The organism is Velocimicrobium porci (assembly GCF_009696045.1).
Taxonomy (GTDB): domain Bacteria; phylum Bacillota; class Clostridia; order Lachnospirales; family Lachnospiraceae; genus Velocimicrobium; species Velocimicrobium porci.
On sequence record NZ_VUMT01000010.1, the window covers coordinates 78534 to 98698 of the forward strand.

17 protein-coding genes are annotated in these 20165 nt (G+C 33.8%); 1 reads left to right on the forward strand and 16 read right to left on the reverse strand.

What is annotated here, in order from left to right; translation table 11 throughout:
• Positions 1-110 precede the first annotated feature (110 nt).
• Positions 111-1226, forward strand: coding sequence for a hypothetical protein (locus FYJ58_RS08280; RefSeq protein ID WP_154519271.1), 1116 nt, complete (start codon positions 111-113; stop codon positions 1224-1226).
• 25 nt (positions 1227-1251) lie between these two features.
• On the opposite strand, the gene FYJ58_RS08285 is transcribed toward FYJ58_RS08280, so the two are convergent.
• The 16 genes from FYJ58_RS08285 to FYJ58_RS08360 all read right to left on the reverse strand — a co-directional run bounded on the left by FYJ58_RS08285 (position 1252) and on the right by FYJ58_RS08360 (position 20073).
• A complete protein-coding gene (locus FYJ58_RS08285; protein ID WP_154519272.1) occupies positions 1252-2418 on the reverse strand; it encodes a CgeB family protein in 1167 nt (388 codons plus the stop codon).
• 3 nt (positions 2419-2421) lie between these two features.
• Entirely contained in the window at positions 2422-5004 is a 2583-nt protein-coding gene (locus tag FYJ58_RS08290; RefSeq protein WP_154519273.1) for a glycosyltransferase, read from the reverse strand.
• Between the two features lies 1 nt (position 5005).
• Complete coding sequence (locus tag FYJ58_RS08295; RefSeq protein WP_154519274.1) at positions 5006-6175, reverse strand: CgeB family protein; 1170 nt, start codon at positions 6173-6175, stop codon at positions 5006-5008.
• A 79-nt stretch (positions 6176-6254) separates the two neighbouring features.
• A complete protein-coding gene (locus FYJ58_RS08300) occupies positions 6255-7073 on the reverse strand; it encodes a flagellin N-terminal helical domain-containing protein (RefSeq protein ID WP_154519275.1) in 819 nt (272 codons plus the stop codon).
• A 168-nt stretch (positions 7074-7241) separates the two neighbouring features.
• Positions 7242-7727 carry a hypothetical protein gene (locus FYJ58_RS08305; RefSeq protein WP_154519276.1) on the reverse strand — a complete coding sequence of 162 codons (486 nt, stop codon included), beginning with the start codon at positions 7725-7727 and terminating at the stop codon, positions 7242-7244.
• Positions 7728-7742: 15 nt separating this feature from the next.
• Positions 7743-8117 carry a flagellar export chaperone FliS gene (gene fliS / locus FYJ58_RS08310; protein ID WP_154519277.1) on the reverse strand — a complete coding sequence of 125 codons (375 nt, stop codon included), beginning with the start codon at positions 8115-8117 and terminating at the stop codon, positions 7743-7745.
• A gap of 213 nt (positions 8118-8330) precedes the next feature.
• A complete protein-coding gene (fliD, locus tag FYJ58_RS08315) occupies positions 8331-10670 on the reverse strand; it encodes a flagellar filament capping protein FliD (RefSeq protein ID WP_154519278.1) in 2340 nt (779 codons plus the stop codon).
• A 12-nt stretch (positions 10671-10682) separates the two neighbouring features.
• On the reverse strand, positions 10683-11045 hold the full coding sequence (locus FYJ58_RS08320; RefSeq protein WP_154519279.1) for a flagellar protein FlaG: 363 nt from the start codon (positions 11043-11045) through the stop codon (positions 10683-10685).
• A 246-nt stretch (positions 11046-11291) separates the two neighbouring features.
• Complete coding sequence (gene csrA / locus FYJ58_RS08325; protein WP_154519280.1) at positions 11292-11513, reverse strand: carbon storage regulator CsrA; 222 nt, start codon at positions 11511-11513, stop codon at positions 11292-11294.
• Positions 11514-11981, reverse strand: a complete 468-nt coding sequence (gene fliW / locus FYJ58_RS08330) for a flagellar assembly protein FliW (RefSeq protein WP_154519281.1) — start codon at positions 11979-11981, stop codon at positions 11514-11516. It abuts the gene before it with no gap.
• 40 nt (positions 11982-12021) lie between these two features.
• Positions 12022-13563, reverse strand: coding sequence for a flagellin N-terminal helical domain-containing protein (locus tag FYJ58_RS08335; protein ID WP_154519282.1), 1542 nt, complete (start codon positions 13561-13563; stop codon positions 12022-12024).
• A gap of 20 nt (positions 13564-13583) precedes the next feature.
• The gene (gene flgK, locus FYJ58_RS08340; protein ID WP_154519283.1) at positions 13584-15434 is read right to left on the reverse strand and encodes a flagellar hook-associated protein FlgK; all 1851 of its coding nucleotides are present in this window, start codon (positions 15432-15434) and stop codon (positions 13584-13586) included.
• 38 nt (positions 15435-15472) lie between these two features.
• Positions 15473-17602, reverse strand: a complete 2130-nt coding sequence (gene flgK / locus FYJ58_RS08345) for a flagellar hook-associated protein FlgK (RefSeq protein ID WP_154519284.1) — start codon at positions 17600-17602, stop codon at positions 15473-15475.
• 30 nt (positions 17603-17632) lie between these two features.
• Positions 17633-18145, reverse strand: a complete 513-nt coding sequence (locus FYJ58_RS08350; protein ID WP_154519285.1) for a flagellar protein FlgN — start codon at positions 18143-18145, stop codon at positions 17633-17635.
• Between the two features lie 20 nt (positions 18146-18165).
• The gene (flgM, locus tag FYJ58_RS08355; RefSeq protein ID WP_154519286.1) at positions 18166-18444 is read right to left on the reverse strand and encodes a flagellar biosynthesis anti-sigma factor FlgM; all 279 of its coding nucleotides are present in this window, start codon (positions 18442-18444) and stop codon (positions 18166-18168) included.
• 363 nt (positions 18445-18807) lie between these two features.
• On the reverse strand, positions 18808-20073 hold the full coding sequence (locus tag FYJ58_RS08360) for a diaminopimelate decarboxylase (protein WP_154519287.1): 1266 nt from the start codon (positions 20071-20073) through the stop codon (positions 18808-18810).
• Between the last annotated feature and the right edge of the window lie 92 nt (positions 20074-20165).

Here is a 20165-nt window from a genome sequence, read left to right on the forward strand (position 1 = left end):
GTTTTGGTTCTTTTTATTTTTTCTCATCATTCTCCTATTATCTTAGTCTTGCGCTCCTCTCTTTTTTCACTTATAATACAACTAATTTATTTATAATATTGGAGGTTTTTATGAAAGAAATACTTATTCTAATCAGTTCATCTTCCTATGACAGAGAATATTATTTTGCTTCTGTCTTAGCAAAATATTTAAAAAATCTATTTTCTGATACAACTTGTGCTATTGTTCCTTTATCTTCCAACGCACCAGCTGACTTAATCAATGATTATACTTCTTCCGGTTGTGACCTTATTATTTCTTTTAATGGACTTGGTTTTAATATTTCTTCTTTAAACGAAGATTTATTTTTTAACTGTCTGACTTGCCCATGTATTACTATATTTACAGACTCCTATTTCTTATCTACAAATATAACAAGACTTTCAAATGAATATGACATGAATATAAATCTTGCTGTCGCTGTTTCTAATCCCTATGATTGCAACTATCTGCAAGAAAATTTTCATAACGTTTCAAATGTCTTTTCTCTATTTCCTCCATGCGAACCAGAAGGCAATACTATTCCATGGGAAGAACGGGATATAGAAATATTTTGCCCTTCCTCCTATGTTTCTTCACAGAATCTACTTGAAAAAATAGATACTCTTTCACCGGCATTTCAACAAATTGCTCACAAAGTAATAGAGATTATAACGTTAAATAATACTATACATATAAAAGATGCCTTAATTGAAACCCTTACCAATCTGAATTTTGAATATACTTCACAGGAATTACAACTGTTACTTACTCAGTTTTCTTTTATTCAAGAATATTTTTACTTCAAATCATTAGAAAATACATTAGCTTTTTTTGAAGCAAATAACATTCCTGTTACTGTATGTGGAAAAGGCTGGCAAAACTTTTTCTCAACTTCAGACTCCATTACTTATATCGGCTCTTTCGATGAGATTCCTTATACAGACACTTTAACTATTATGAAACAGAGTAAATTTGTATTAGACCTTCCTTATCCGGGATATCAGAATATGCCAACTGACCGAACCATTCAAAGTATCTTCAACGGAGCAATTCCTGTATCAACTGTAGAAGAGGTGCAATACTATGAAAATAATCCACAAGATGCAATAAGCAGACAACAGGTAATGAAGCAGGAATTTGAAACACAATACTCGATATCCAATATTTTAAAAACAATAAAAAACTTTGCCGGACCATTATTATAATCCGGCAAAGTTTTTATCGAATCTTTTATACCATTTGTAACATTTGTTCTACTCTTTTTTGCATCGTATGGCACTGTTTCACTCTTTCTAACGCATTTCTTCTAATCTGCATTCTCTCTTCATCATGTTTTAAATAATAATTCACTTTTTCTTCCAAGTCTTTCAATCCATAATATAAAACGATTTCTTTATTCTCTTCAAATTCTTCTAAAATCCCTTGTTGATAATTTGAGATACAAAAACCTCCTGCTCCAACAATATCCATTACCCTTAATGGAATTCCTGATCTTATCGTCTTAAGTGTAATGTTTAAGTTAATTTTACTCAGACGAAAAATTTTTGGTGCCTCTGAAAAATACAATGCAGCTCCCTTCATATTAACATTCTGAAGTTTTTCGTCAATTGTTTCTGTATATAAGTTTACCTGATAATTTTTTGCTAAACGTTCTAAAATCTCTATCCTTTCCCGTTTGGTAACCATTCTTCCCATATCCCAAAGCAACTTCTGTCTTTTTGAGATTGAGCATGCTTTTCCGGTTTCACCAATAGGATAATATTTTAAAATTTCTTTTGTCAAACTTTCATTTAATAATTTGTCCAGCAAATCATATCCGTAAATCGCTTTCTGGGATTGTAAAATCCCCTCTATATATCCCATTAATTCCATTGGAATCTCAGCATTGTCAATAGATATTTTATCTGAATAAGTTTGTCCTACAAATGAAATCTCACTTGCATACTTTAAGTTATCTTCCTGCGTTATCTGCAATCGCTCTAACCGGTCAAGATGAACGCCAAGCGGTAAATATTGTACCCGGTTATTGCCAAGTCTTCTCAATTCTTCTACAACTTCCCTGTCAAACACAAATATATGATTACAGTCATAATAACTTTCTTTTGTGTATAAATCCTCACACGGACTATCATAAATCCATGAAATATATGCCATTCCTTTTTGGTTACAAATAGAAGCAATTACTGGAAAAAAGTTAAAAGAAAATACTGCGTCATATACGGTTTCATTTATTTTCTCTTCCAGCTTCTTCCTTAAAAATTCTTCTTTTCTTTCTCGATTGGCATCATTATCGATAATTGCATATCCAATCCGGTCAATTTCTATTCCTAACGATTGGAATACTTCTTTTACATCTCGATACCCATATCCATTCCACTCATATACCAGTATTTTCACCTTTTATCTTGCTTTCCTTTCCAATTCTTTTTTATATTCTTCCACAAAGATTCTACGGCTTTTTCCATAAGCTGTACCTAGGTCTTTATTACATTCCTGATCATGCAGACACCAAAAAGCCGACTGTTTTGGAATTACAACCTTATATCCTTTTCGTCGAAATTCCATGCTTTGCGATACATCATAGTGATGCCATCCGGTAAATATATCACTTCTCCATGGAATATCTTTTGAAGTCACCATAAGTACTCCATCCACTGCCTCTACTTCAATAAAATCTTCTTTAACCTCATTAATTCTCGAAGATTCTGCTCCCAATATAACATCCTGATAAAGCTCGCGATAATCATCTTTTTCGTCATCTTCCCACCACACACCATTTTCAGGCATTCTCGTTGTACCGGCAACTCCGATTAATCCTATCTTGGAATCCAGTGAAAAAATTTGCAAAATATCAAATAACATATACCTGTTTACAAGCATAACATCCTGATGCATGTAAATTTTATAATCAGCATTCGATTGCTTCATTGCACGATTATAAGCTTCTGTTATCCCCGTTGCATCTGTTATTGCTAAAATCTCTATTTCACAGCCATGTGGAATATAAAGCTGTGAAATATATAATTTACACTCTGAAAAATAAGCTTCATTATTGGTACAAATGATAAAGCAGAATTTCTTAGATGAGGTATTCATAGCTTTCATTTCCTCTGCCTGCTGATTCCTATTTAATAATTTAAAACCATTAACTGCTTCCTCTTCATCCGAATTCAACTGTCTGTATTGGAACAGATACTGCTTGGCCAACTCTTTTTCTCCTGCCTCATATAACGTCAAATACAAATTATAAAGTACTCTGCTATCTGACGGATCTATTTTATTCTCATCAAACAACAACATTACCGATTTATCATACATTTTTGCTTTATAAAAAGTATATGCAGCCCGATTATAAAACTCTTTTTTGTTAATGATACTATACTCACTTATCATATGGATTAACTCATATGGAATTTTTTCTGTTCTCACATATTCTGCTAACTCTTCCTGATAACATTCATCTAAATCAAATTCATTTCTTCTCATCAAAAACTTCAAATGAAAATACTGATGCACTAGCTGTTCGATTCCTCTATATGAATGGAACAGTTCTGATTCATGTCTGTCACTCTCTAATAAAAATGCCTGCAAATATATGTATATAACTGCCAGATTGGTATTTAAAAGTTCTAAATTAAACAAACCTGATTCCTGAAAATATATATTTTGTATTAAGTCACATGCCTTTTCATAATCCTTTTGTTTTAATGCCTCATCAATGTTACATTCTAATTCTTTTTCTTGTTTTTTCTTGTCCTCATGTTCTGATTTTTTACCCTGTGCAATGGAATGACTGATATCTTTTTGCAAAATTTCTTCCATAATTTTAAATATGTCACTTAACCGATTTTCCCATGTAAAATACTTTCTGACTTTTTCATATCCATTCCTGGCAATTTCTTTTCTTTCGTCTTCATGTTCCAGATAATAATTGATTTTTTCAACTAAGTCTTTTTCATCTTCATAAATAACAAGATCTTTTCCAATCTCAAAAAAATCTTCCATTTCACTTTGATAATTGGATATAAGAAATCCCTGATTTCCAAGTATGTCTAAAATTCTTAGTGGAAGTCCTGTCTGAATTGATTTTAATGAAATATTAATGTTAATTTTACTGCAACGGAAAATTTTAGGCATCTCATCTTCATAGCGAGCAATTCCTTTCACACAGACTTTAGGAACTGCTGTTGTATCACTTTTTGTATACAAACTTACTTTTGCCTGTTCTGAAATTGCATTTAACAAGTGAATTCGTTCCATTTGTGTGCACTTTATTCCAAGGAATTCATCGACTACAATATCCTTTACTACCTCATTGTAATCTTCTTGCAATGGAACCCAGTCTGCATATTTTTTAAATTCAGCTGCTATCTCATCGGTAATGACATCTTCTAATAAGTTATAACCATACACTTGTAACTGTGCATCTAAAACACCTTTCACGTACCCTTTTAAATATTCCGGCAAAATTTTTTCTATTTCAAAACTGTCATATTTTGTCTTCTCATTATATAAAGAACCAATGAATACAACATCTTCTGTATATAGCTTTTTATCCTGATCTGTTATTTCTATCTGATCCCAGGTTTCAATATTAGTTCCCAGTGGCATATAAAAAATATGTCCCGGGTTATACTCCGCAAACTTTTGAGCCATCTTTCGGTCAAAAATAAAAACATAATTGCATGGAAATGCCAATGCTTTTGAATACAAAGTTATTTCAGGGGAATCAACTACCCAAGAAATATAAGGAATTTTAAATATATTGCATACTCTTGAAATAAGTGGTACGAAATTCATTGTAAATACAAAATCATATGTTCTTTCTCCTAATAGCGTTCTTAAATCATCCAGGCAATCCATATCATAATCAGGACTTTTTAATTCTCTCGCGTATTCAACAACCTCAAATCCCATATTTTTCAATGTCATACACACATCGTCTTCGCTTAAAATGTTCCACTTATAAAACAAAACAACCATACTAATTTTCTCCAATCAACTCCAATATTTGTGTAATTCTTTGCTCCATTCTATGGTACTTCATGACCTTCTGATAACCATTTTGAATAATTTCTTTCCGTTCGTCATCATGTTTCAAATAATAATCAATCTTTTCCATCATGTCTTTTTCACTTTCAAAGCAAACCAAATCTTTATCTATTTCAAAAAAATCCGGAATTTCTTCTTGATAATTTGTTAATAAAAATCCCTGATTTCCTATAATATCCCATATTCGTAACGGTAGTCCCGATTTAATAGTTCTTAACGTTATATTCAAATTAATTTTACTGAGTCGAAATACCTTCGGCATCTCTTGCAAGTAATCTACATATCCTTTGTTTCTGATATTCCTAATATCAGAAACATCACTTCCTGTATAAATATCAACTAAAAATTTACTTGCTGCTTCCCTGATATATCGTTCTCTTTCTCTTGCTGTAACCTCTACTCCTAAAAAACTATTCGCAAACAATAGCTTTTCTGTTCCAATGTAATTTTTCTCACTATCAACAAAACTAATATATTTTTTTAACTCTTTCATAATTGAGTCATCTAGCAATTCTTCCATAAAATTATAACCCCATATTTTCTGCTGCGCAGATATGATTCCTTCAAAGTACCCTTTTAAGTACTCCGGTAATCTCTCTAGATATTGATAATAAGTTCTCTCACGATAAAGGCTTCCTACAAAAGATACATCACAACTGTATTTTTCTTTGTCATTCTCTGTAATCTCAAGATTCGAAAACGAGTCTGCATCAAATCCTAATGGTAAATAATATACATTTGAAACACCTCTGTTTTTTAAGTCCATGTAGCTGTCTCTGTCAAATATAAAGAAATAATTGCAACTATTATAAATTGTTTTCGAAAATAATGTATATAACGGACTGTCTGTCGTCCATGCAATATATTTAACACCATAACGTTCACAAGTTTTTGAAATAATCGGAAAATAATTGATTGTTATTACAAATTGATAACGTTCCATTCTTAGTTTTTCAATTAAACAATTTTCCAAATATTCATCTTCTTCAAATCCCCTAATCTCTTGCCAAATAATCCGATCCACACAATAGTTTTTCTTTAAAAGTATATTATAAACAGCTTCTTGACCCAACCCTTTCCAGTTGCACATCAATACCTTCATATCTTTTCCTCACAATTTTTTTTAATATGAAATAAGACTGACCATATGGTCAGTCTTATAAATAATGTTAAACTCTCGATTATCTTAATAATGATAATACACCCTGTGTAGACTGGTTTGCTTGAGAAAGCATAGACTGAGCTGCCTGTAAAAGGATATTATCCTTAGAATATTTAACCATCTCTTTTGCCATATCTACGTCACGGATACGAGATTCAGCTGCTTGTAAGTTTTCAGCAGTATTATCAGCGTTTGCAATTGTGTGCTCTAATCTGTTCTGTAAAGCACCTAAATCAGATCTCTGTGTAGAAACTGCTTCTAAAGCTTTATTAACTACGCTGATATATTTTGTTGCTAAAGCATATGTAGATACATTCTTTTTAGCTTCGTTAACACTTAAGCCAGTAGATGTCATTGTCTTAATAGAGAAGCTGATGTTCTGAGATTGGTTTGCACCTACCTGAAGGTTTTTCTTAGAGAATTTACCATTTAATAATTTCATGGTGTTGAATTCTGTTTGACAACCAATACGAGTAATTTCGTTCTGTAATGCATCCATTTCTTTGCTAATAGCTGTACGGTCAGCTGTTACATTTGTATCGTTGGAAGCCTGAACGCTTAATTCTCTCATTCTTTGAAGAATGGAATGAACTTCATTTAAAGCACCTTCAGCTGTCTGAATTAAAGAGATACCATCCTGAGCATTAGTAGAAGCCTGCTCTAAACCTCTAATCTGTCCACGCATTTTTTCAGAAATGGAAAGACCAGCTGCATTATCTCCAGCACGGTTAATCTTATAACCAGAAGATAATTTTTCTGTAGATTTTGATAAGTTACCTGTTGTAATACCTAACTGTCTGTTTGTGTTGGCTGCTGCCATATTATGTTGAATTACCATAATCTCTTCCTCCTTGAATTTTAATAGCGTCCCTGCTATTACTATATTAATTTCTTATTCCAAAGCCGTACGCTCTTTGGTTTTCAATACTACCTTGTATTGAGTAAAGTAAGCATTTCCCTTACCTGTTAAATATATCGGCAGATTTTTTTATAACTTTATACCTTTTTATTTTTTTTTATCTAAAAAATAAGATTGTTCATTTTGATGTTGATTTGCCATATGACTTGTATAATTCTTCATCACTCTGCTCGTACTGCTAAGATACTTTAATTTCTGGTTATGTTTCACTGAAATATGTTCTAATAACCCTTTATTATGCAATTCCAAGGATTGAATCCGAACACTAAGTTCTGAAATTTCCTTAATTTGTTCCTGTATTGCAAGAATTTGTTCCTTATAATTTTCCTTATTATTCTTAATTACAGGTGCAATTCTTTCATATACACTTTGAAATCCTTCATCTGATTCATTCAAGTCCTGTATGAACTGTTCTTTTTTTATGATAAATTCATCAAAATGCTGTAAATCAAATGGTTCTTCTTCCAACGTTCTTTTTTGTTCCTCTGTTAATTCCACAAGACAGATTAAATCTGTTTTCTTTTTTTCTAATGACTGCAACAATATTTTTAAATACGTAAACGTACTATCCATGTTTTACCTCATCTATTATTGGACCTTATTTAATCGCATAACTTCTTTCCATGTTTCACGCATTTCCCTAATATATCCAAGCCCTTCGCTTAATTTTTCCTTATCTTTATGAATATTAGCTTGAATCAGACAATCATAAATATATGCATACACATTATCAAAATCTTTCCAGACTGAATACTTTTTATCTAAACTAACCCGCAATTCACTGATAATCTTTTGAGCTTTGATAAGATTTATATTCACTTTCTCGATATTATTATCGTCCAACGCCAAAAGAGCTATATTACAGAATTTAATTGCTCCATCATAAAGCATAAGTGTCAGTTCTGCCGGTGTTGCGGTTTGAATTGAATTATTTTGATACATCATTGCAGCATTTAATGCCATTCTTGATTCCTCCTAAATATTATTTCTTGTTTTACTATAAATTATTATAAATAATATACCTACGGATGACTACACACTTTGTGCTCCCGTCATCCTAAAAACATTCGAAATTCGCCCTGTTTGGGCTACTTTCTCATGTTTTGCGGGTCTCAAAGTCATGCTTTTTCATGCCAGCATGAAAAACATGATCTTTTAACCCTGGTATCTTATAAATTAAGAACCCAGTAAACCGGATAATGAATTCGTTTGTGAATTTAACTTAGACAATGCCGTTTCCATTGCTGAGAATTGCTTATAATATTTGTTCTCCATTTCTTTCAGTTTTTTTGTCCATGCTGTTATATCCTCTTTATAATCTTCAATTGTATTTTTTAACTGCTTATCATTGTAAAATGTCAATGCACTGCTTAATGAAGTTGCTTTCATTTTATCCTGCATTGTTGAATGTAATTTATCCACAATATTGGTAAAAACATTCATAACCAGATCTGGGTCTTCGTTTAACGCCTTTTTTAATTTATCATCTCGATCAGCATATACAGAATCTTCCGTATCACCATAGATATGTAAAAGACCTCTTTCTTTATAATCCGTACCAGTCGTTATCCCAAAGCTAGCTAAAGAATACTGTTTTCCATTTATATCTACGCTTGTCTGTAATGCCGCTCTCATTGCAGTCATAAGACTTCCAAGTGTATCATCTCTTCTTAATAAGGAACCTTTTATTTTATCTTCCCAAAGTTTTATCTGATCATCTGTCATAGATTCTTTTTCTTCTGTTGTGAGCGGTTCATAACCTCTTGCAGATGTGGCATAATAAGCCTCTGCCATTTCCGTTACTAGCTTATTATATTCTTTAACAAATGTTTTCACAGAATCATATACAGCATCAACATCATTATTTACCGTAATAGTCGCTGTCTGTCCTGCCTTATATCCTTTTATATTATAAGTAACACCAGCAACTGTAAATTCATTCTTCGTATCATTGAACTTGACTCCATCTAATGTATACTCAACATCGGATGCAGCAGAAATTGTCACTCCGTCCACTTCCTTGTTACCAGCTGGTAACCCATAGCCATCAATGTCCGTTAATCCAAGTCCACCGAGCTGTCCGGTCGTTACTGTTGTCCCTGAACCGCCACTGTTTATCATATTATAATATACATTACCATATTCTTGTGCTTTTGCAATTACATCATTTTTTGCATCGGTTGCCTTCGACTTATTTGCCTCAATCTCAGCTTCCACGGCCGCAATACCTGTTTCATTCGAAACTGCATATTCATTTGCAGCTGATTTCTTTGCTTCAGTTATTGCAGAGGCAATTAAACCATCCGTTGTATTTTCAATTTTGTCTTTAATAGCAGCATCTTCACCACCTTTGGCAGCAATCAGCTCGTTATATTTATTCTCTATTGCCTCCTCTTTACTCTGTGCATTTGCATCAAATGTACCATTTTTAATCGCTTCATTGATTGCATCGGTTGCTTCTTGCTTAATAGCAGCTTTTGCAGCTTCTTTCGCACTATCTGTAAATTTTCTTTGTCCCGCTGCAGGAAGATTACCATCAGAATCCAGTTCATAATAATTTTTCTCAACCGATTCCTTTATTTCATCGTATTCCTTGTTTCCAGGAACAAGAGTTTTTAAGTAATCTTCACTAACCTTTTTTCTTGCATCATTTTCAATTTCTTCTAATTTAGCCTTTTCAACAGACTCTCCCAAATTAGAAATAAGTTTTTGTCTTTCCTTTTCTGCAGCTTGCCATTCATCATAAGCAGTTACTTTCTCATCACTTCCTGTTGCCGCATTGTCATAAATTTTCTTTTTTTCCAAAGTCTTTTCAACTGCACTAGCATAGTCATTATAAAACTTCTGTAAATTTGAATTACTTCCCGTATAAACATTTTCTAATTCAGTCTTTGCTTTGGCATAATCACTGCTTATATCTACTGTCCCCGTAGAAATGGAAAAGGCATTATCAGCTCCACTTGACTTAGCACTGATAAAAAATCTTCCCTGGTTTTCGTCAAAACTTGCATTCAGCCCCGCACTTTTCAATGTACTGACAAAATCATCAATTGTAGTACTGTCTGCAACTTCTAATGTTTTTACGACTTCATTATCACCTGCTCCATTCTTAACAGTAATAACTGTTCCTTTTGCCATATTCAAGTCCGTTAATTTTGTCTTGCTCGTCGCTGTAATTTTTTTACCGGTTACAGACTGTGCATTCGCAAGTTGTGTAACAGTCAACTCATGAGAACCTGAAACTGCATTCGAATTCGCAGTTGCCGTAACAAATGTTTCATCAGATGAGGAAGCTTTTTTAGTCAGATAAGTTTTTTGCAATCTCATCTTTGAAACCTGCTCCGTGTAAAGTTTGTAAATCTTTGTGTTTAATTCACTCCACTTATCCTGTTTCCACTCTGTCTTCGTTTTTTTCTGCTCTATTTTTGTCTTTTTCAGTGACTGGGCAGACATTAATTCCTTAATAATAGAATCCGTATCCAGTCCCGACACCATTCCTGCCATACGAATAGCCATAATCACAACCTCCTATATCTTTTTATCAACAATTAGTCCTGCCAATTCCCACATTTTCTCTACCATTTCCAACGATTCTTCAGGTGGTATTTCCCGAATAACCTCTTCACTTTCTTCATCAATAATTTTTATAGCCACCCTATTAATTTCTTTATGGAAAGAAAACTGGCAATATGTCTTTTTATTTTGAGCATTATTTACATGTTCAATTGCATTTGATATTTGGCGTTCCGTCGCTTCTACACTGCTTTTTTCTTGCGTTTCCTGCTTTTTAGAACTACTTGCTGTATTCACTCCCCGGCTTGCCACTTTTTCAACAGCAACCCCATCACTTGATGAATTTGCAGAAACATTTTTTAGCGTTTCTAATTCCATATCACTCACCTCCGTGTGATTCTACCATACCTATATGTTCATAATCTAGTTTTGGTCTCATACAAAATAAAATACGATTTACAAATATATTAGGTTAAAAGAATGGATATCCTTTCCTTTCTTCTCTCACAATTGCCCACCATCTTTACTTATAAAGTTTATCGACATTTTTCCATAAATCTTTATATCTCTTGTAAAATACAGGGAGGCTGATATCTTTACAAGTTTCGCCTCCCTGCTAATCTTTTATTCAAACAATTGTTTCATTACATTTAAATCTGCTGTATTTTCGATTGCTTCTTTATTGGAATCTTTTATCTGCAGATATAACTCTTTCCGATATACAGGTACAGATTTTGGTGCACTAATCCCTATCTTTACCTGTTCTTTTTTTATCTCCAATATTGTAATTTCAATATCATTGTCAAGGATAATTGATTCATTTACCTTTCTAGACAGGGCTAACATTTACTCGGCTCCCTTCTGCTCTTTTAATTTCAAAAACTTATCATATACTTTATGTTTTACTTCATAATCTTTGTTTTCCACAATAATCTGTGCACCTTTTTTTGTAGTTGAATTAATTATAAGCGGTGCTTTTAAATTAACAGTCATCTGCTTTATATCAGACGGAATTGTCATTGTTAAAAGTATAATTAAATTTTCATCCGTTAATTCACCTAATGACACCAGACTCGCATCCTCGACCGTTGGATTATAATCTTCTTTGATAATTAGAGGATTGATGACAGGAATCGCAAGACGTTCGTCATCCAGGCTCTGAAACCATGAGATAACCGGTGTTTCACCACCTTCATTGTCGAAAAGAATCGTATATCTTTTATAATCCTCAAATCCCATAATTCCATTCTCAAATGTAATGATCTTATCTTCTGCCAAATCTATCTCCCCAAAGTATCTCGTTTTTACTAACATAATACACTTTCCTTTCTATTCACTTTAACTATTGCATATTTTATAAGAAATCCAACAAGGAATTTTTTACAACAGTTGAAGCACAGTTCAATGAGGCATTATAAATTATCTCAGCTGACTTGTAATTAATAATCGCATCTTCAAGTTCAACACAGTCATTCGTTTTCAGCATTTCGGTAAAATCAATTTTTTGTGTTGACAATCGGGACTCTGTCATCTGTAATCTTAAATACCGGGAACCATGATTTGACACAGCTACATTCACTTGTTCTTGTGCCTTTGCTGTTGTTGTAAGGGCAGAACCAAATGCTTCCTGTAATATCTTTTCCTTTAATGTTTTTTCATTTGTTAACTGCTCTTTATATTCTGTCAGTGCTGCTATCTTAGCTTTATCTGTTTCACCTTCTAACAGCTTATTTGCATCACTTATCTTATCATCCATGTCAAAAACTTCATTTACTGCACGAATGATTTCATCCATCTTTGTACGAATTGATGTTGGAAAGGCATCTTTTGCCAAAGTGTTTACTGTCAGTTTCTGACTAAAGTTTACCTCATATTCAATCTTCTGTACTGCCGGATTTGTATAGTTTGTCACTTTTGTTGTTGGGTTAGCCGGATCCGTATTATCATGATAAGTAGTTTTACATTCAAAATAATGTTCTGGTCGTATATCTCCCTTTTCAAACTTAGTCTTATCGTATTCAACAGAAATCTTCTGATAATCTAACGCTTTTGCCGATACATTTTCACCAAAAATTAATTCGCCGGTTTCTTCAATATATACAATTTCATTTGCACCGGCCTCATATTTGTCAGCTGCTGTCATTGATTTTTTCTTTAAAACAAAACCATCTGCATTGTCTGCTGCATTGGTTGTTATCTTTATTGAATTGCCAGCTTTATCTGTTAATGTAACCGTTTTTACACCATTTGTATCCAGCTTTCCATAAGATAGCGCAAGCTTCTGACACTTTCCTGTCGTTGCTGCTTCACTTGCATATTGGTTTGCAGTTTTATTAGCTGCATAGGTTACGCCACCTTTTACATAAGTTGTATTTGAAATATCATTAAATGTTAGTTCTTCTTTTATTGTATAAGTTGTATAAGTTTTATCTGCTGTTCCATTTGTCGCCTCTGAAAATAGCAACGAAGTATCTGTCCGAAATCCGGTAAATACATATCTTCCTGCATAATCTGCATTTGCCAAATTATAGACATGATCTCTATATTGAGTTAATGTTTCTATGATACTATTTCTGTCTTTAATTTCTAATGTGCCTGTAGAGCCCTGATTACAATACGTATTTATACTTGTAATCATACTGTTGATTTCTTTCATGGCACCCTCTGTAACATCCATCCAGGCAAACGCATCGGGAATATTCTTTTCTACATATTGAGTTGTTTCACTAAGCTGGGTACGATATTTTAATGATCGAACCGCTACAACAGGATCTTCAGAAGGCCGTTGAATTTTTTGCTGAGTAGAATATTGATTACCCAATGTGTCCATGTTTTGTTTATTTCTATTAATATTAGAAAGCATATTCGTCGTCATCATTCGGTTTGTTACTCTCATTTTACCATCCTCCTATCTTTCTATACTCCTGTTTCATTAATTAATTTACTATAAATTTCATTCATCACAGATACTACTTTTGAACACAAATCATAAGCATTTTTGAATTTCACAAGATCCATTGCTTCATCGTCAGAATCAACGCCTGAAATAGACATTCTCTGCTTATCAATTGCCTCTAATATATTTTTCTGGCTTTTTGTGAAAATCTGTGCTGCCTGGGTATCAATACCAATTTCACCTGTAAAAGTTTGTAAAAATGCATCTGGCGTTCCTTGTTTAAACATAGAAGAATCATCTCTAAGTGCAAGTAATTTCTCCAGGTTTTTCCCGTCCTCGATACCACTGTTTGTATTTGCATCGGATTCTGCACAGGCAAGTAACTTTGGATCATCTAATAATGCCTGATTTACTTTGAAATTTGTCGCAGTAATATTGTAATAGCTTCCTTTTATATATGTATTTCCAACTTTTGATTCTGTATTATTTATATTTACGCCGGAAGAAATTGTCTCTCCTGCTTTCCACTCGTCAAAGCAATACGTATCTCCTGTAGCAGCATTTTTTCCAGTAAAATATTCCAAATTTTCCAAATGTCCATACAAGTCTTTTCCGCCTTTGTGAACGTCATTAAACGCCTTTGCAAACGTGCGGACAAATTCATTTAACCTTGACATATAGTACGGAATTCCTTTATAGTTAATATCGCTTCCTATCATCGCAGTAGAATTCTTATCTGTATCATGCGTCAGCTCATTTTTCAAATGAAACGTATAAGTATACGAACCATCTGCCTCTAATTTAATATCAAAACTTTCATATTCATAATCTTTTCCATCAATTGTAATAATTCCTTTTTCTTCCGGAATGTTTAGCTGATTCAAATCATTTATATTACTTCCCGTAATTGTTATCGTTTTATCACCGGCTTTACCATTCGCCTTACCTTTAAACGCATTATTGTTATTTCCATCACGAACTTCAAATAATGCCTGAAGCTTTCCACCTAATGTCGGACTTTTTGAATCAAAATTCTGTCCGTTACTCCATTTTAAACTATATAAACCATCGCTATCACACTGATTCAATTTTGTTTCACTTGGAACTGCCTGTAATGTATTAAACTCATAAGTATCAACTAAAATCTTTCCATCGATTCTTACGACATATTGATTTACACCGATTCCATCTCCAACTTCTGTTTCTGTCGCGGTTACATTCGCAAGAGAGGATAGTTCATCCACTAAAAGATTTCTGGCATCTCTTAAGTCATTTGCCCTATCTCCTCGAACTTCAATTGTATTAATCTGCTTAGTCAAAGATGCAATCTGCTCCGCAATTGAATTTATTTGATCTGCTGTATTTTTAATTTCAAAGTTTAATTCTTCCTGGACCATTGTCAATCCGCTCGCAATATAATTCACATATTCCGTCATGGTCTGAGCCGATTGCATTACGGCAGTACGGATTGTTGTATCTCCAACACTTCCTTTTAATGTGCTTAAATTATCAAAAAATTTACTAAAAGATACTGTCAGTCCATCGGATTTTGTTTCTGCAAAATAATTTTCAATAGAAAGCATATAATAGGATTTTGCGTTGTAGTTCCCATACACACTATTATTTGTTCTATATTTTTCATCAAAATATTTATCACGAATCTGTGTAATCGCATTCGCATTAACACCAGAGCCCGCCATTCCATAACTTCCTGTTACAGAAACAGGATCTGATGCCGAACGCTGTACTTCCTGTCTTGAATATCCCTTTGTATCTACGTTCGAAGCGTTATGTGCTGCTGTATTTATTGCTGCCTGATATGTATATAAACCGGATTTTCCAATTGATAACCCAAAAAATGTATTTGGCATACCGTTCCTCCTGTTCTATTCTGTTCCCTTTTGCTATTTTATAAACGTGTTACGAGATGCTCCAACATTTCGTTAATCGCATTGATATAACGGGAAGAAGCATTGTAGGCATGTTGATATTTAATCAGGTTAGTCAACTCATCATCTGAAGACACCCCTGCAACTTCCTGTCTTGCATTTTCAAACTTTGATACAACATCTTCCTGACTGGAAACCATCTTATTATATACATTTCCACGGTTTGCCAGACTTGAGATCATGGAAGTATAATAGTCCTGGAAATTATTTGTAGTCAATGTATTCGGATCTAACTTTAATCCTTTTACATCCCATGCATCTAACAACTTTTGACATGTTTTCATGTCAAATCCGCCCAAAAGCCCAGAGTATTGATTATAACTTAAAGGAAGCTTGGAATAGTCATTCGCAATCTCGTTATTGATTTCTATTTGGTCAATTGTAAACAAACTATATGGGTCTGTATCATATTCCTGATTATAAATGTAGACTTTTTTCTCGTATGTTTTTGGATTACCATTTTCATCTGTTCCTTCTACCGTCATGGTTGCTTCTGTATACCTGTCTTTATTTTTACGATTAAATAATGCCTCTCCAACCGTCTTGTTTTCATCCATACCGGTAGAAGCATTTTTAACATCTAAAACCATTAAATTATCACTTAACTGATAAACGGTTCCGTCTGCGGATTTAATAACGGCATTTTTAGCCTGGTCTGCTGTTACCGTGTTCTGATCCAATCCAAATAGATCTACAACACTATTCTCTGTCAACTTCATATTCGGAGATAAAATGTCATTGATTGTCGTAACTAAGCTATGAACTAATTGGTCAAACTGTGCCTGTATTGATACTAGTACCGACGAATCCACATATTTATTATAAGTATCAACTGCCTGTTTATATTTTACAGTATCAACTGTACCATCTGCCTTCAGATAATCGCTTTCTTTTGGAATATCAGAATAATTAGCTGTGTACGAACCTCTGGCTACCATAAGTCCTTTTAATCCCCCAATGTCTGTCTGCATTGCAGAATTATATTCACCATTTAGTTTAAAAACATCTCCACAACCATTTCCGGTCCAAACTACATTTAATAATTCCGATTGCTTTGACAAATATTCAATCATTTCGCCTGCGTTATTATTGTTATCATACTGCATCAACTGAATCTCATTAAACATAACACGAGTAATCCCCGTAGGATTCCCTGTTGCCGGATCTTTGTCTTCTACAATAGATAAATTTCCATATTTGCTTAATTCCTTCCATTCATCCATACCCTTTATATCTGCAATCGGATCGCCATTTTCAAGGGCAGAATATATTTCTTTCATACAGTTATTAATTGCCTTCGCTTTCTCTTTTTCATGTTCTGTAACCGTATGCTCGGTTGCCATATGGAATACTTGATCACTTGTAACAAACTGGACACCTTCCACATTTACAGTAACAACGCCAAATGTATCTTCTTCATACGTGCATTTTACAATTTTACTTAGTTCATCCAATAATTGATTTCTCTCATCGCGATAGTCATTTGCCTGCTGACCTGAGCCTTCATACCGTTGAACAATTTTATTTAGTTCTTTAATTCGGTCACCGATTGCATTGACCCTGTCGACTTTCTCCTGTATCTGAGAGTTTAAATTCTTTTGATATTCCTGCAACTGCGTGCTAATTGTCTGAGCACGGTTTAAAAATACTTTTGCTGTTGATACAACAATTCCTCTCTTGGCAATATCACCCGGCTCGGATGCCAAAGCAGACATTGCCTCCCACATGCTTGTCAATGTATTCTTAAATGCAGCTCCTTCTAATTCACCAAAAACATTTTCTATCTCTTCTACCATCGACTTTTGCTGTTCATAAAATGCTAATCTTCCAGACTCTGTACGATAGCCCTTATCAGCAAACGCATCACGAACCTGACGAATGATCTGCATATCCGTACCAAGTCCAACCTGCATAGAGGAGATATAACTTTGTCCTACTGTTAAATATGAAAAATCTCCTGCCAATACCTGTTGTCTTGTGAAACCTTTCGTATCAACGTTTGCTATATTATGAGCAGTTGTATTCAGTGCGGACTGGTTTACTCTCAAACCAGACACACCCGTATACATGCTTGTCATCAAATTACTCATGATATCACCTGTACCTTCCGTAAACTTTGTCTACTGCTTCGCATCAAACATCCCTGTCTGACTGATTGGTATATCCACACCTGAAGCATGTTTGTCATAATTGTTCCCCGGTGACATCCTTGTACTCTGAATAAAATTCATATTGAACTCTATTAACTCTAGGGATTGTTCAATCAATGATTGATTTTGACGGTTAATATCTACTAACCTATGAATTGTAGAATGAAGACTATCATGAACCATGCTCAGTCTTCTTTGTTCTTCCGGTTGTTTGTCTAACAGACTAATAATTGTTTTTAAGTCTAAAGAGGCAGGATCACGGCTGATAACAGTTCCTATATTCACAACCGTTTCCTGCCTCTTGTGCTCTAAGTCAGTGATTTTTTGAATCGCTTCCTGTTCCTGTTCGGTAATCTTTTGTAACTTCTCAAGATCGTTTTCTACGATAATTCCAGTCTTTTCCAACTCAATTGGAAGAAGCTTATCATAGACTCTTTGTTCCTCTTCTAACGTTGTAATTAACTCTTCCATTAAACTAGCCAATGAATCGCCCTCACTTTACTCTATATAATGGAATTAAAATACCGTTCCAGTATTTTTTCCGCAAATTCCTCTCCCGTTACTTGATACGTTCCAGATTTAAGCTGTTCTTTCAGCTGATTTACTTTATCCTCCCGAATATCAGGTGCATCCTTTGCAGCCTGTTTTGCAATCTGATAATCTTTTCCTGTTTGTGAAAGTTCCAAACTATCAGATGCCTTTTCTTTCTTATTTGTACTTTTTACTTTCGCATTTGTGGTCTGGTAAATTTGCGTTATTTGATTATATGCATCTACTCTCATATTGCCACCACCTTCTCATTGTGTTACTCATTTATTTTCTTAAGCTATATTAAATTTATCGGTTGAAAAAACAAAAACTTTATAGATGTTTCGAAAAACATTACACGATTATCGGGCTTATTTTTGTACAATTTAGCTTTCTCTCTCCAATTATTTTATTTGTTTCTTACTCGTGTCAATGAGTCATATCTCTTATTCTAATTATTTTAAATTTTCATTCTTTTCATACAAAAGTCCTAATCATTATATATCATTATATCGAACTTAAAAAATATACAGATGAAATAGTTTTCGTATTTTTCTCCTTGCAAATACCCTGTCATTTCATCTGTATTATTAATGCACCTTATTATCCCTTCGTTTCTAGTATTTCATATCTTTTAATATGTCACCGAAATCAAATGTAGCAAAATAGTCTTTTGGTGTTTCAGCACGACGAATCATCTGTACTGTTCCATCTTCTTTTAATAATAATTCTGCTGATTTTAATTTTCCATTATAATTATATCCCATCGCATAACCATGGGCTCCGGTATCATGAATCACAAGATAATCACCTTTTTCAATCTTTGGAAGCATTCTGTCTATTGCAAACTTATCATTATTTTCACATAAGGAACCTGTTACATCATACTTATGATCGCAAGGTTCGTTTTCTTTGCCCAGTACAGTAATATGATGATATGCTCCGTACATTGCAGGACGCATCAAATCAACTGCACAGGCATCAAGTCCGATATATTCCTTATAAATATGTTTTTCATGAATCGCTTTTGTCACAAGACAGCCGTATGGTGCAAGCATAAAACGTCCGAGTTCTGTAAAGATTGCAACATCTTTCATACCATTTGGAACGAGTACTTCTTCAAAAACCGCTCGTACTCCCTCTCCAATTATCTTAATATCATTTTCTTTATCTTCCGGCCTGTACGGAACACCAATTCCTCCTGATAAGTTAATGTACTTAACTGCAATTCCTGTCTGTTCTTTTAGCTCAACTGCCAATTCAAATAAAATCTTTGCCAATACAGGATAATACTCATTTGATACTGTATTACTTGCTAAAAATGAATGTATTCCAAAATTTTTAACTCCCAGTTCTTTTAGCTCCCTAAAACCTTTTATAAGCTGTTCTTTTGTAAAACCGTATTTCGATTCTCCCGGATTATCCATAATATCTGTTCCAAGTGAAAAAACTCCACCCGGATTATACCGGCAAAAAATTGTTTCTGGAATTCCGGTTGTTTCTTTTAGAAATTGGATATGTGTATAATCATCTAAATTTATAAACGCGCCTAAATCATAAGCTTTTTTATATTCTTCTTCCGGTGTCACATTCGAAGAAAACATAATTTCTTCCCCTTTTATCCCAAGTGACTCGGAAAGCATTAGTTCTGTCAATGAAGAACAATCTACCCCGCATCCTTCTTCCCTTAATATATTGATAATGTAAGGATTTGGTGTTGCTTTTACAGCAAAATACTCTTTGAAACCCTTGTTCCAGGCAAACGCTTCCTTTAGTTTTCTTGCATTTTCCCGAATCCCTTTTTCATCATATAAATGAAATGGGGTTGGATACGTCTTTGTAATTTCTTCAACCTGCTGTAATGTTACAAATGATGTTTTCATGTTTATTCTCTCCTCACTGTGGCTTTATTTTTCAATTAATTCGCCGTTGCCAACTATTCTTTTTGATAGTTCTTTCATTTGTTTACCCATTA